The following is a 13,728-nucleotide window of genomic DNA, read 5'->3' as shown; positions in this document are numbered from 1 at the left end:
TGAAACAACAGGTCGAAACGCTTGAGCATGAACTGGCCGCTCAGCCCTTCGATCCGGCAGCGCTCGAAACCACTCAGAATCAACTTGCTACGTTACAGAGCGAAAAAGATCATCTGAACAAAGAGCATGGCCGAACCACGACAATTTTGACGACGCTCGAAGCGCAGTGGGTCCAGAAACAGCAGTACCAGAAACAGTACGACGACCTGGTATTACGTCAGCAGGATTTGAAGAAAATGGACGAGTTGTTCCGGGCGCAGGGATTTGTCAACTACGTATCGTCGGTCTATTTGAAAAACCTTTGCGAATCAGCGAACGAGCGTTTTTTCAAGTTGACCAACAATCAGTTGCGGCTTGAGCTGGACGACAAAAATAATTTTCTGGTGCGCGACTACCTCAACGGTGGCGAAGTACGTAGTGTAAAAACGCTTTCGGGTGGGCAGACGTTTCAGGCCGCTTTGTCGCTAGCGCTGGCCCTGTCCGACAATATTCAGCACCTCACTAAAGCCCGGCAAAATCTTTTTTTCCTGGACGAAGGATTTGGTACACTCGACAAAGATTCGCTGCAAACAGTATTCAAAACGCTGAAAGCGCTACATTCCGAAAACCGCGTGGTAGGCATCATTTCGCATGTGGAGGAGTTGCAGCAGGAAGTAGATACGTATATCCGCACCGTAGCGTCGGAAAACGGCAGCCGAATTATACGGAGTTGGGAAGAGTAATGTAGTGATACGTAGCAAACGAAGCGCTGAGGCTCACCCCCTAAAACAGTACATTTTTTGTCATTTCGAACATAGTGAGAAATCTCAAGTTGCTCGTTCGTAAAGTAGAGATTTCTCACTACGTTCGAAATGACAAAAATAGAGCTTGAACGCTAGGGAATAGCCTGCTGCAATCCCCATTGTTCTACAATTTTCCCTGCACTCAGCCGAAAAACATCATAGAACATAATCGCTTGCCCAGCAAGAGTAGCATCGTACTGAATCACCACAAAATCAGCCTCACCAATAATTCGTTGAAGACGGGCGCTCTCTGCTACGTCCCTATTTTTCTGCCAGTATATTATTAATCCGGCAAGTCCGTTCGCGATTTCAGGACGATGCTGAACGAGATCACTTGCTACCAAATCGGTCAGGTTATCAAGATTTCGTTCGTCAAAAATTCGCTGAAAGAATCCCCGAGCCACCTCTTTATTTGTCGCCGTTACTAGCTTGTCGTCAAGTGGCATTGGGCCATCCATCAGCGCGTTATCGTTCAGGCTGGTTTCAGGCTTATCCTGCATGGCGTCCCAATGTTCACTGACTTTGCCATCTTGTAAGCGAAATAAATCAAGGACAGCTTTCTGTTTCCCATCCCATTCGAAGCACATATTCGTCACTACGTACTCGCCTTCGGCAATTAGCCGCATAAATGGCGCCGATGTAGCAGCAGGTTTGGGCATTTGTTTCATGTAGTTGAGGGCTTCCAGCAACCCCGCTTTTCCCGGTTTTACGAGTGGGCTATGCTGGATATAATCTTCAGCAATGATTTCTTCCGCAAAGGCAATGTCTCCCTGCCCGACGGCTCGTCGGTAGAAGTCGAGAATAATGGATTTATTAATTGATTCCTGTTGCATGTCTGAAAGTTATAACTGGTTTGAAATCCCGTGAAAGCCAGGCCCTGACATAGCGTGAAGGACATTATGACTCGCACGAGACGTAAAAAATTGTTCAGTAAGAAATGGGGAAACGACTGCCTGATCGGGCAGCGTTGATCCAAACGTAGTATGGCTGATTAGCTGCTACGTCTGGCGTTCCAAGAGTGATATGTGACGATAACTTTCAGGGCGGTAAAGTTAACAAATCTTGAAATCACGCTGGATACGATCTGACCTTTTTACATTTACGATGGAAAACCAAACCTGTCCTGATGAAAAACCTCATTCTCTCCTATCTCCTTGGCTGTTTACTAGTTACAGGCTGTCGAACGCCAAAATCCGGTACATCGAACGTGGCGCAGCAGAAACCCGTTACAACCATTGCCTTCGGCTCATGCAGCCGACAGAGTTTGCCCCAACCGCTGTGGGACGACGTAGTAGCGCAAAAACCCGACGTCTGGATTTGGCTGGGCGATAATATTTACGGCGATTCGGAAAATATGGATACGCTACGTGCCAAGTACGCCATGCAGAAAGCCAATCCGGTTTATCAGCAACTTCGGCAGTCTGCATCGATCATCGGGGTTTGGGACGATCATGATTACGGCGTGAACGATGGCGGCAAAGAATACCCGAAACGGAAGGAAAGTCAACAAGTTATGCTGGATTTTCTGGACGTACCAACCACGAGTCCGCTACGTACTCAGGAGGGTACTTATTCGGCGCATGTATATGGCCCCAAAGGCAAGCGCGTAAAAGTAATTCTGCTGGATGCCCGCTACTTCCGCGACCCGCTGAAAAAAGGCGGTGCCGACGGCAAAACGAACGTAGCAGATCCATCGGGTGATATGCTGGGCGAAACGCAGTGGAAATGGCTGGAGCAACAGTTAACCAACTCCGACGCTGATGTACACATTATTGGCAGCGGTGTTCAGGTGATTCCCAACGATCACATCTATGAGAAATGGGGCAATTTCCCAACTTCCCGCCAGCGCCTGCTCGATCTGATCAGCAAAACAAAGCCGAAAGGTGCTTTTTTTATTAGTGGCGACCGGCACATTGCCGAAGTATCAAAACTGAACCTACCGGGGCTGCCCTACGATTTATTCGACATTACCAGCAGTGGGCTGACTCACGTTGGAAAACCGCGCGAAGAAAAAAATCAGTACCGCGTGGGTGAGGTTGTTTTCAAACTGAATTATGGCCTTGTTACCATAAACTGGGACGCCAAACCCCTCACCGCTGCCGTCCGCATCAACGGCGATGAAGGCGCTACGTATCTGACCCAGGAACTTAAATTTTAGCGATACGCAACGTTAATCAACCGCGCATTTCGTATTCAGCCCCTGCTATTGTCGCGTTTACACTGCAATGTAGTCCTATTTATTGGCGAGAATTGTAACGTAATAAACAGCAGTGCTATGCGAAAAATAATTGTCATTTCCATGATCACTTTAGATGGTGTTATGCAGGCACCCGGCGGACCGGAGGAAGATACATCAGGCGGCTTCAACTACGGCGGCTGGGTTGCCCCTTATGAAGATGAAGTTTCTGATCAGGAAATGGAAAAGCTGATGACACCTGCCGATCTTCTGTTGGGCCGAAAGACATTCGAGATTTGGGAAAACTACTGGCCTGAACACGCTGATCATTGGCCGGGCGTCAATGAGGTCAACAAATACGTTTTGTCTACGACTAGAAACGAATCTAATTGGCAAAACTCATCTTTTTTCGATAGTCTGGAAGCAATTAAAACGCTCAAAAATTCAGAAGGGTCGGATATTAAAGTTTGGGGCAGCAGCGAAGTTGTTCAACTGTTACTGAAGAATAATTTAATTGACGAACTCTGGCTCAAGATTTATCCCCTGACGCTCGGCGAAGGGAAAAAGTTGTTCTCAGACGGGCCCATTCCGGCCGCTTTTACGTTGCTGGAAAGCAGCGTTACACCAAGTGGGGTTATCTATGCGCATTATGAACGGGCGGGCGACGTAAAGACAGGCAAAGTTGGCGCATAAGCTCCAGATACGTGTCGCGAACAGAGTACCGGCAATGAATGATCAGTATAGGACTTGCCGATAGCCTGGATAACGAATAAATCCCCAGCCTTATAAAAAAACCGGGCCGCGAATAGAGAAATTCTCTACTCGCGGCCCGGTTTTTACTACGTAGTGTTCTATTCTTTTGTGACCATTTCGATGATTTCTTCCGAGATGCCGGTCATCGAGAAACCGCCGTCGTGAAAGAGATTTTGCATCGTTACCATACGCGTCAGATCAGAGAACAGCGTAATGACATAGTCGGCACACTGGTCGGCGGTCGCATTGCCCAGAGGAGCCGTTTTGTCGGCAAACTCAAAGAATTTATCGAATCCACCAATGCCACCACCCGCCGTGGTTTGCGTTGGCGACTGCGATACGGTATTGATACGTACTTTGTGCGACTTACCGTAGCGATAGCCGAAGCTCCGCGCAATCGATTCCAGCATCGCTTTGGCGTCGGCCATGTCAGTATAGAATGGGAACGTCCGCTGGGCCGCCATGTACGTCAGCGCTACCACCGAGCCCCACTCGCTGATGGCGTCGAGTTTGTAGGCCGTCTGTAGCATTTTATGGAACGAAACCGCTGAAATATCGAGCGTTTGTTTGAGCCACTCATAGTTCAAATCCGTGTAGGCTTTGCCTTTCCGAATGTTCGGGCTCATACCAATGCTGTGCAATACGAAATCGACTTTACCGCCCAGCACTTCCTGCGATTTGGTAAACAAATTGGTAATGTCGTCCACCGACGTAGCATCGGCCGGGATGATTTCAGCGCCGGTTTGCTCAGCCAGTTGCCGAATTTCGCCCATGCGCATCGCAATGGGCGCGTTGGTCAGTGTAAACGTAGCACCTTCTTCATGCGCGCGCTGCGCAATTTTCCAGGCGATTGAACTTTCATTTAAGGCACCCGAAATGATGCCGCGCTTTCCTTTCAGTAATCCGTAAGCCATATTTTTTATGTAGAATGTAGAGTCTGGAATGAAAAATAAAACACAAAATCACCTTGATTATCAATAACTATTCTTCACTTTTCATTCTGTACTCTTCACGTATTGTGCCCAAAGTTAACTTATTTTTTTGGGCGAAGAATGACGGAAGGTTTCGATGGGGGCGCTGTCGATAACTTCAGTACGTCGGTCATAAATTTTTCGGTATGTGCATAGACGCCGGTTAAATCCTTCGACGTAAAATGAGAGGCAATCACATGGGCGCCCGCGTTCGGGAAAGCAACTTTCTCTTTTTTGCTGGATGGCGTCCCTAATTCATCAAACATCTCAAGCATAGCCGGAACCGACACTACGTTGTCCTGATTTTCCTGGTCCTTATAATAATAGCCCATAAACACCGGCTGTCTCACCTTCTTAAATTGTTCGGGCGTCATGTACCGATCGAGCATGGTTTGCAACGTAATGAGTCCGTTGGTGTGGTATTTGGGCAACCAGTACCGGGAACGCTCGCCATCGTAGTGCGTTTGCGTTACGTGTTCGTCAGGAAATACCTGATCCAGAACCTGTTGCCCCCACGGCATGGTTATAAGCCTTAGGGCCGGATTGGCAACGGCAATGCAGGGTGAGTACAGAATCAGCCCGTCTATTTCGGGATGGTGAGCCGCCAGATAAAGCGCCAGCATCCCACCCGCCGACGTACCAATCACGATTACTTTATCGCCCAGCGCTTTGCCGATGGCCAACGCCCGTTCCGCCGAAGCCGCGTACATCGCTGGCGTCAATTCCTGAAGCGCATCGGGCGAATTAACGCCGTGGCCTGCCGTACGCGCCAGATAAAAATTACACCCAAAATGCTGCGCCAATTGTTTATGAATCGGGTCGCCTTCGGCCCAGCTTGCTGAAAATCCTGGCAGATAAACCAGACTGTAAGGCGTTTTGACTCTCCGCGAACTATCGGCCCAGATAATGCGGGCTTCGTTGTCGGGTTTTAAATTTACATTGCTTTCCGACGCCTGAATAGCCTGTTCCAGTTTAAGCAGGTCAGGATCAAGCACAATCGGCTCGTCTTTGACTTCGTCAGAATGCACCGACGGACCAAGCCAGTAACCAACCACCATCACCGCCAGCAGCAAGCCAACAATCAGCAAAAACCGTTTCATACATATTCTTTTATGTCCATTCGAATGCGCCAGTCTTTCGGCAAATAATTATTGACCCGATTGCCAACGCCTTTCATCCAGCCCAGATTCAGACCGTTGTATTGCGCTAACAACCATCCTTTCACGGGTTCGTCAAACGCAATATTTTCTTTCTTAAAGTAACGTAGCGCATCTTCCTTACTCAACGTAACGGCGGGCAGATTCGGGTTGATGGCGGTACTCAGAGCCAGTGCGTGCGACGGAATAAAATCCTGCCCTTTAAACTGCCCTATCTCCAGCCCAAACCCTTTGTTACGAAGTGCTACGTCCAGAAACAGAAATGTTTTCTCCAGGATTTTCGGCAACGCCATTACGTCGCCGTTGGGTTTTTCCCAGAACGAAAAGTCGGACGGTTTTTTCAGCCATTTGGCAGCCGCTGCCGTTTCACGCGGACGTAGCGCCCGAATGCTTCGGAACGTGCGCGCATCCAGTTTTACCGAAGCGGTAAACGCAGTTTTTTGAAAGACGCTAATAAAGAAACCTTCGCCACGCACCCGATGCGGATAGCACTGATAACCAACGGCTCCATCCGTTTTCTTTTCCACTATGTTCCAGTCGGCTGGCAAGTTTAGGGAACGATTTCGAAAACCATTCTGGGCCAGAAAACGGACGTTGTCAGTATTTTCTGCGTCGTTATACGTACAGGTGCTGTAAAGCAGAATACCACCTTCATCCAGCAACGGAGCTGCTGCCGCCAGAATGCGTTTCTGCCGCGCTGAACACAACGCTACGTTCGCTTCCGACCATTCTTGCATAGCATCCGGATCTTTCCGAAACAGCCCTTCGCCCGAACAGGGTGCGTCAACCAGCACTACGTCGAAAAAACCCGCCAATTTGTCCAGCTCTTCCGGATCATGATTGCTGACTACTACGTTCGGCCGGCCCCATTTTTCCAGATTTTCGCGTAATACCGACACCCGGCTACGTATCACTTCATTACAAATCAGCAGGCTATCGTCCGACAAAGCCGATACCAGCAACGTGCTTTTGCCGCCCGGAGCCGCACATAAATCCAGCACCCGCAATGGACGATTCAGGTTCACGGTCTGCTTCAGCGCTTCGGCCAGCAGCATCGACGATGCCTCCTGAACGTAGTACGCTCCGCTCTGAAACAACGGATCGAGCGTAAAACTCGGCCGTTCGGGCAGGTAGAAGCCGTCAGAACACCAGGGCACCTGCTCCAAACCTGACGTTTCAAGGGCTGGCTTTTGCGGATTCACACGAATACTTACGGGCGCGGGTTGCGTTAAGGCCGCCCCAAATTCAGGAAAATCAGCGCCTAGCTGTGCCTGCATCTGCTCCTGAAAAGCCAGCGGCAACTCAGACAGCGACAAGTGAGAAGTATTCATTCTACAAAAATACGGAACTGTCGGGCGGATTTTACTAAACTTGCAGCATGGCAGCAACACAAACCCGATTTTCCCAAATCAAAACCTTTATTTTCGACGTCGATGGCGTTCTGACTGATGGCAGTGTCAATTTACTGGCTTCCGGAGAGCGGTTCCGCACTGTCCATATACGTGATACGTATGCCATTGAGCAGGCCATAAAAAAAGGCTTTCGCGTCGCTATTCTGTCGTCATCGAATGCGGACGGCGTTCGGAACTGGCTCAAAAACATGGACGTGAAAGACATTTTCATGGGCGGCCCTACTGACCAGAAAGTAAACGCTTACCTGGGCTACGTAACGCGTGATGGTCTTAATGAATCAGAAATTCTGTACATGGGCGATGACCTACCCGATTGTCCAATCTTAAGCCGTTCCAACGTATTAAGTACCTGTCCCGCCGATGCAATAGATAACGTTCGAGCAATCTGCCAGTACGTATCAGCTAACCCTGGCGGACGCGGTGCCGTTCGCGACGTGATTGAGCAGGTCATGCGAGCACATGGGAAGTGGGCGTAGTGAACACGAAATGAATAATGGTTGATTGCTCTTCCTGCATGATTCATTTGATTGTGCATAACTTGACCAAACCTGATCGCACCTGGCTGGATATGATTTCATTTTGATGGATCAACCGGCACAGACTCTCGCCCGCCCTGGCTTGACATTTTAGGATTAATCATCCAACTTTGCGTTAGTAAGCGGGAATAGCTCAGTTGGTAGAGCGGCAGCTTCCCAAGCTGCAGGCCGTGGGTTCGAGACCCATTTCCCGCTCAGGCATACCCCTCTATAAATCAGTCACCTATTGTTGTCAATAGGTGACTGATTTTATTTCCGCTCTATCCTGGCTGAAAGATGAGTTGAGCCATCATAGGTATTTACTCATGAAATCCGCTTATACCCATCAGCTTCTATTTTTTGCTTATACCCCGTCCGCTGTCTGCCCAGGATTGCAGGGGAATTCAAAAAAGAACCATAAAGCTACCGCTGTTGCTTCGTCAGCAGCAAGTAGTAGCAATTAAGTGATTGTTTTATCATAGGTTAGGCATTGGTGGCTCTGGTGGCATCTGGCAGGGCAATTTTCATGTTCCTACTGGCTCATCCGCGCTTGTATCGTGGACGAGCCAGTAGATAAAGGGATAAAGAGTACTCATGGAGCAGCTACCTCCGAATGGCCCTTAAAAGGTTTTGTAGCGGGCCACCGGACCCGAAAATTCACTACGCTCTTTCTGGTAATTCGAAATGCGATAGCCCTGATGACTCACGACATTACCTGAATCGTCGTAGCGATACGTATTTCCATAAGCAAAGGTGGCATCCCGGTTAGCCGGATCGACCCGTTCGCTGTAATAGGTATAGATAGACTCCTCCTGATCAAGTTTGTTCCATTTATTGAGTCGCCATTTGGTTTCTTTAACCGTAACCAGCTTCTCCCTGGCGACCTGAGTAAAGTCAAAGTCTGGCTGGCTAATCTCGGGCAAGGGGTTCCACAGAGTGTAAGTAGTATTGGTAATCAGGGTCTGGTCTCCTACATACTCATAGGAGAGAACGTGGGGAGAATCGGGCCGGAACTGACCATTGAAATAAGAAAAACTCATTGTACTACGTTCAGAAGCCCGGGTAAAGCTCGTGTAGTCAATCAATCGACCCACGGCATCAAACGAGGGTATAAACGGAGCGCTCAAAGGCAAGGTACTCACCTGGCGTACCAGACGCCCTTTTTCATCGTAGCGATTAGTCTCAAAGCTGGCCGAGCCAAGGACTCGCCGAGTCTGAATTCGATTGTTGGCATCATAATCATAACTCCAGCGACGAGTAAACGACGAGCCGCCATCTATCGGAAATATTGTTTCCTGCTCAACATTTCCATTGGCGTCGTAAGCTGCTTCGTAAACGAGTTTGGTGCCATTTTTTTCCTGCAATAGCTGACCTTGCTCATTAAAGGTTCGGGCTATTTCGGCTATTGGCTTTGTTTGAGCATTTTTGGTGTTGATGGAATAGGAAAGCTCATGGGTGATTTTAGTCGTATTACCCCAGTACTCATATTCGTTGACCAGCTGTTGGTCGGGATCGTGCAGGGGAGAACTAGGGCAGCAGGAAGGAAAACCCAGCTGATCATAAATCCGTACCGTCTTTTTGATACGTAGCAGTGGGTCATAGGTCAGTAGGATGCTACTTGTATAACGGCCCGCTGGGGTAACGTACATAGGATAGTCAATGCTCGTCCTGGCCTGGGTAGGTATGCCATTGGCATCATAATCGGTAACCTCAAACGTTCCGGGAAAATTGGTACTATAGACCAGCACACTCCGCCCAGTCAGCGGTGCCGGATTGGCAGGATCGGATGGCTGACAGGCCATGCACCCCAGGCCGAAAAGGAAAAGTATAAGTAAGTGTTTCATCAAGTTGATTCTTGTACAACCAATAGCTGGTTCTGGCTATTTTCTACTTACAGCCAACCGGTTTATGAATAGTCAGAATATGGGGACTCAGGGCTTAGACCTTACCCAAACGAAAAAGCAACCTGCCTTTGTCTCTGGCAAGTTGCTTTCTCACTCGGCTACCGCAGCGTACTAAAACATCATACGTGCCTGTGGAGCTTTGCGCGCCTGGGGCGCTTTAGGTTTGACCTCATCACTCGAAGGATCGCAGGCGGTCAATAAGAAAAGAGCGATAGCCATCACGGATAAATAGCGGAAAGGTTTCATGGTTGTCGGGTGTTTTGGTTTTTTGCTTACTCTAGATCAGGTTTTCAGCGCCCCCTGTATGAACATAACAAAGGTCTGAACAGGCCGTTTCGAAGCCTGTCTGTTTTGAGTCGAATTCTGATAGAATTGAGAAATAGCCAATCTGGCGGTCACTTTTGTCATTTTCGTTTCTGTTGGACCTGCCAGACCGTTGGTGCTAGCAAAACCTATGATCTTACTTCTGGTTATTCTTTCAGAAACGCTCTAAAACCAGAAGGCCATGAATGACCGGGAACAGAAATTACTTGAGATCGAAAAAGAGGATCTGGAAAAGGATATTGCTGACGATGAGGCAATATTGAACAGTGCATCCAATACTTCGTTGACCCCTTCTGTTGACTCAGGCGCTTCGTCTCCTACCGATGAAATTACACGCCGGGGCATTGAGGATATAGCGGCTAGATTGGTCAGAAACAGGCAGCGCCTTGCCGAAGTGAATGAGAAATTAGGAATTGAGGAGAAGGAACAGCCAGGAGATTATTCCGGCGTAATTTATAAGGGACCAATCGTGCCGATCATTATCGGAATAATTGTTCTGCTGATCGGAGTTGTCTGGTATATTCTGTATTGACATGCTACGTAAGCAGCCCAGTGTCTCCAAAAACACGATCGCCCTACCCATGACGATAATCCCGGTGAAGTCAGAACCAACAAAATTAGCCCCAACACTTGTTTGCCAGAGATGGCTAGCGTATGCCTGGAGGTAAGGTTACCACATCCACCCAATAAAGACGAAGAATTCGCAAATAATCGCGCCATTCTGCCAGGCTGAAGGGTTTAAGCGTAAAGGATGAAGCGCCGTAAGCATAGGCTTTTTCAACATCGGACTGGTTTTCGCTGCGGGTAAAGACAATAACGGGTAAATTACGGCTCAGTTCCTGCGAGCGCAACCACCTCAACCACTCCAGACCATCGAGCGGTTGCCGCAGGTTGATGTCCAGAAGCACTAGCCGAGGGGCGTATTCCGTGAACTTCTCGAAAAAGGCCGGAAGCTGGGCTGGGTCGTAAACCTGCATAAATTCAGCCTCAGAAAAACTTTGCCTGGCAGCGTAGCTTAAAGTCACCTTCATCGTCCGATCGAAATCAATAATTAAAATAGGGAACTTGGCCGCCATGCTTGGGTATAGTTGAGTCGTTGTGGTTCGAAACCGGCTTACCATCAGGCTGATGGGGTGCCGGGCAGGAAATGTGTTCGAAACCAGTAGCTCCTTAACACTTCCACGTAGTGCCTCCAGCCCTCCAGATCATCGGGTTTTTTAGTATAGGCGGTTGCTCCCACGGCGTAGGCCTGATCGACGTCGGGCTGCGCGTCGGAAACGGTAAACATCACAATGGGTACCACCGTTTGAAGTACCTGACGAATCTGGGGCAGGAGTTCGATCCCATTGATGGCCTGATGCAGGTCAATGTCCAGCAGAATTAGCTGAGGCTGAGGCTTTTGTTTATCCTGCAAGTAATTCAGCGCCTGTTGGGGCGAATCAACACTAATAAAGGTGGCCTCCGGAAAGACCTGCTTTCCTAATCGTTGGAGCAGATCGGTGACCGGGGGTTCATCATCGATCACTAAAATCTGGAGAGACGCTTTAGCTGACATACTATTTAATCGAATTAAGGGCTTTCCTTAGTTTGGCACTCATTGTAGAGATTGATCAGCGGCAAAGCGCTTGGGATGCTGGCACTCAGTCCAATAGTCGATAATGGCTTTGAGCTGCTGCTTCCACTCAGCAAAATTAATTTTCTTCTCAAACAACCCCTGAATGGTCAGTTCGTAAGCCTGCTCCACTAGGTGGTCGACCACGGGATACGTCAGGAAGACAAAAGGAATAGACTTTTTACGCATTTGAGGGTCTTTTTCGATCTGCTCACGCAGTTCTAATCCATTCATGCCCGGCATACTGATCTCTGAAATCACCAGAAATGTCAGTTGGTTAGTGGTTTGCAGATACTCCAGAGCTGCAACGCCTTCGCTGAACACCACCACAGGATGAGTGATTTCTAACTCCATCAATGCCTTCTTAAACATGGACTGGTCATCTTCATCAGCGTCGATAAAGACAATTGGGGCTTCTTCCATAAATAGTTGTTTTATGGTAACCAACCGCTTATGCAGGAAAGATGTTTACAAACGGATCAGTCAGCGCGCTTTTTAGCCGACACCGCCCGTCTTGATTTAATTATACCTGTTACTTTGGTAGAAAACCTTAAGCGTACGCAGCAGAATAGGGTCATTGGCCTGACTCCCTCGGCCGTGAGTGCCTTCCAGGTCTATTAAATCTTTGATCTCCTCCAGTTGCTGGGTAGTAATGGTTTCAAAGCCCATCGACCATTTTTCAAAAGTTCGCTGGATAATAGGTCGGTTGAGTACGGTGCTTATCTGACCGTGGCGAGGATCGTGCTGAATGCGCTGATAAAGCTGCTCAACTGCTGTAGGCTCTCCTTCCAGCACCTGAATGATGTTGCCTTTAACGTAGAGGATCACACCGGTGATTCCCTGTTGACTGTTATTTGATCGGCTCTGGGTCAGAATCGTGTGGAGATCCTCAAGAGAAAGGTTAGGGGCCGAACTGAAATAAACGATGCATTGCTCCATAGAACAGCAAAGATAGAATAGAAGCCTTTATGATCTGGACGCGTAAAACGGAGTAGAGACCGTTTTACTTAATGGTTGGTGAATCTAAAAAAATGGGCAAAAAACAGGTTTACATTTAGTCAATCAAGCTTCAGGTCTTGATTAAGCTGCCAATGTTCCTCCGACAACAACCTAGACGGCAGGTTGACTCTCCTTAGGCATAAGCGCCTTAAAATAAGCGCATTATCTCCAAAATTCTTCTAGACTAGCTCAACAGCCTTTAAATGAGGCCCACTTGCCGATGATACCTATTTGTATTATAGCCTTGCGATTTGCTTAGCCAGCCCATAACCGACATTCACCTGGCCAATAATTAAGAAGCAAAAAAATCGGCCTATTCTGTAATTATACTTAGTATAAAATACTTATTTGTTAAACATTTTATACCTACGTATAATTAACTATAATTAGGTGTTTGTTTCACGTCGAAAAAAGCTCTAACGAAAAAATCGTATGGATCGACAGTGCAAAAATTCGGATTCATTGACGCCCGACAGGTTCAACCGACTCCTGATGGCCTACGTGCGGCAAGTTGGCCAATATTATCAAAACAACCCTGAAGTGCAGAAGGCCGTAAAGAGCCTTCAGAAGAGTTTAGACAAGGACTAAGTCTGTAAGTCGCTGCTTATACTACCTGTCTACTTCGATAGATACGTATTGACCAAGACGATTTTGGTGCACAGCATGTTTTTGCTCTTCCAATGGAAACCAAGTGAATAAGGAGCCTAACTCCCAAACGCTTCAACAGGTCGACAGGTCGGGAGTCGATGGAGCAGATGATACAAGACTTGTTGAATTGCAAATGAACAGTATTCTGCCAGAGAACAGCCCTACAGTTACTCTGCTGTTATATTAAATTAGCGAAACTCCTGATAAGCGTTCGCTCCCCTATTCATCAGTTATCTGTTCGCTGTCTGTTGACCCTTTTCGACTAAGTGGTTAGCCTTGTGAACACCTTATGACTTACGAGCAGTTGAGCATCAATACTTCCGGGGCAATACCATGTTGATACCGCTTATCCCCTACTGGCGATTTTCTCTGCATTCGCCACTAACCAGCCAGCTAATTCTGGCAGAACTGGCGGCTTCACATGAGTTTAATTTATTAAGCCACCAGAACCGACAGCCAGCTAAAGACGCACTGC

General features: G+C 48.1%; 16 protein-coding genes and 1 tRNA gene. 7 read left to right on the top strand and 10 right to left on the bottom strand.

From position 1 onward, the window contains the following. Window positions 1-722: SbcC/MukB-like Walker B domain-containing protein (locus tag ACOJS8_RS00085; protein ID WP_420146491.1), on the top strand; the 722-nt coding region annotated here is incomplete at its 5' end. 152 nt (window positions 723-874) lie between these two features. Here ACOJS8_RS00085 and ACOJS8_RS00080 read toward each other — a convergent pair. Beyond that, a complete protein-coding gene (locus ACOJS8_RS00080) occupies window positions 875-1,615 on the bottom strand; it encodes a nuclear transport factor 2 family protein (RefSeq protein ID WP_420146490.1) in 741 nt (246 codons plus the stop codon). Window positions 1,616-1,908: 293 nt separating this feature from the next. Here ACOJS8_RS00080 and ACOJS8_RS00075 point away from each other — a divergent pair, with 293 nt between their 5' ends. Beyond that, window positions 1,909-2,940, top strand: a complete 1,032-nt coding sequence (locus ACOJS8_RS00075) for an alkaline phosphatase D family protein (RefSeq protein ID WP_420146489.1) — start codon at window positions 1,909-1,911, stop codon at window positions 2,938-2,940. 117 nt (window positions 2,941-3,057) lie between these two features. Continuing rightward, window positions 3,058-3,651, top strand: a complete 594-nt coding sequence (locus ACOJS8_RS00070; RefSeq protein ID WP_420146488.1) for a dihydrofolate reductase family protein — start codon at window positions 3,058-3,060, stop codon at window positions 3,649-3,651. 158 nt (window positions 3,652-3,809) lie between these two features. On the opposite strand, the gene ACOJS8_RS00065 is transcribed toward ACOJS8_RS00070, so the two are convergent. The 3 genes from ACOJS8_RS00065 to ACOJS8_RS00055 form a co-directional block, all read right to left on the bottom strand. Next, window positions 3,810-4,625, bottom strand: coding sequence for an enoyl-ACP reductase FabI (locus ACOJS8_RS00065; protein WP_420146487.1), 816 nt, complete (start codon window positions 4,623-4,625; stop codon window positions 3,810-3,812). Between the two features lie 119 nt (window positions 4,626-4,744). Then, the gene (locus ACOJS8_RS00060; RefSeq protein WP_420146486.1) at window positions 4,745-5,782 is read right to left on the bottom strand and encodes an alpha/beta hydrolase; all 1,038 of its coding nucleotides are present in this window, start codon (window positions 5,780-5,782) and stop codon (window positions 4,745-4,747) included. Then, a complete protein-coding gene (locus ACOJS8_RS00055; protein ID WP_420146485.1) occupies window positions 5,779-7,170 on the bottom strand; it encodes a methyltransferase RsmF C-terminal domain-like protein in 1,392 nt (463 codons plus the stop codon). The genes ACOJS8_RS00060 and ACOJS8_RS00055 overlap by 4 nt, the downstream gene beginning before the upstream one ends. Before the next feature lie 47 nt (window positions 7,171-7,217). Here ACOJS8_RS00055 and ACOJS8_RS00050 point away from each other — a divergent pair, with 47 nt between their 5' ends. Next, window positions 7,218-7,727, top strand: a complete 510-nt coding sequence (locus ACOJS8_RS00050; protein WP_420146484.1) for a KdsC family phosphatase — start codon at window positions 7,218-7,220, stop codon at window positions 7,725-7,727. Window positions 7,728-7,909: 182 nt separating this feature from the next. Continuing rightward, a tRNA-Gly gene (locus ACOJS8_RS00045) sits at window positions 7,910-7,982 on the top strand. 404 nt (window positions 7,983-8,386) lie between these two features. Here the strand turns inward: ACOJS8_RS00045 and ACOJS8_RS00040 are convergent. Next, a complete protein-coding gene (locus tag ACOJS8_RS00040; RefSeq protein ID WP_420146483.1) occupies window positions 8,387-9,610 on the bottom strand; it encodes a hypothetical protein in 1,224 nt (407 codons plus the stop codon). A 171-nt stretch (window positions 9,611-9,781) separates the two neighbouring features. Further along, window positions 9,782-9,916, bottom strand: coding sequence for a hypothetical protein (locus ACOJS8_RS00035; RefSeq protein ID WP_420146482.1), 135 nt, complete (start codon window positions 9,914-9,916; stop codon window positions 9,782-9,784). 259 nt (window positions 9,917-10,175) lie between these two features. Between ACOJS8_RS00035 and ACOJS8_RS00030 the strand changes: the two genes are divergently transcribed. Continuing rightward, window positions 10,176-10,526 carry a hypothetical protein gene (locus ACOJS8_RS00030; protein WP_420146481.1) on the top strand — a complete coding sequence of 117 codons (351 nt, stop codon included), beginning with the start codon at window positions 10,176-10,178 and terminating at the stop codon, window positions 10,524-10,526. 115 nt (window positions 10,527-10,641) lie between these two features. Here ACOJS8_RS00030 and ACOJS8_RS00025 read toward each other — a convergent pair whose 3' ends face one another. From ACOJS8_RS00025 to ACOJS8_RS00010, 4 genes are all read right to left on the bottom strand, one after another. Further along, window positions 10,642-11,070: a response regulator gene (locus ACOJS8_RS00025; protein WP_420146480.1), complete on the bottom strand. Its 429-nt coding sequence runs from the start codon at window positions 11,068-11,070 to the stop codon at window positions 10,642-10,644. 44 nt (window positions 11,071-11,114) lie between these two features. Next, the gene (locus tag ACOJS8_RS00020) at window positions 11,115-11,549 is read right to left on the bottom strand and encodes a response regulator (RefSeq protein WP_420146479.1); all 435 of its coding nucleotides are present in this window, start codon (window positions 11,547-11,549) and stop codon (window positions 11,115-11,117) included. A 39-nt stretch (window positions 11,550-11,588) separates the two neighbouring features. Beyond that, window positions 11,589-12,029, bottom strand: coding sequence for a response regulator (locus ACOJS8_RS00015; protein ID WP_420146478.1), 441 nt, complete (start codon window positions 12,027-12,029; stop codon window positions 11,589-11,591). A 96-nt stretch (window positions 12,030-12,125) separates the two neighbouring features. Then, window positions 12,126-12,545, bottom strand: coding sequence for a BLUF domain-containing protein (locus ACOJS8_RS00010; protein ID WP_420146477.1), 420 nt, complete (start codon window positions 12,543-12,545; stop codon window positions 12,126-12,128). A 492-nt stretch (window positions 12,546-13,037) separates the two neighbouring features. On the opposite strand from ACOJS8_RS00010, the gene ACOJS8_RS00005 reads away from it, so the two are divergent. Next, window positions 13,038-13,193: a hypothetical protein gene (locus ACOJS8_RS00005; protein WP_420146476.1), complete on the top strand. Its 156-nt coding sequence runs from the start codon at window positions 13,038-13,040 to the stop codon at window positions 13,191-13,193. Window positions 13,194-13,728 lie beyond the last annotated feature (535 nt).

Origin of the sequence: Spirosoma sp. (assembly GCF_048594605.1) — a bacterium.
GTDB lineage: Bacteria > Bacteroidota > Bacteroidia > Cytophagales > Spirosomataceae > Spirosoma.
The sequence above is the reverse complement of the archived record's forward strand: the minus strand, read 5'-3'. Positions and strand labels throughout refer to the sequence as shown.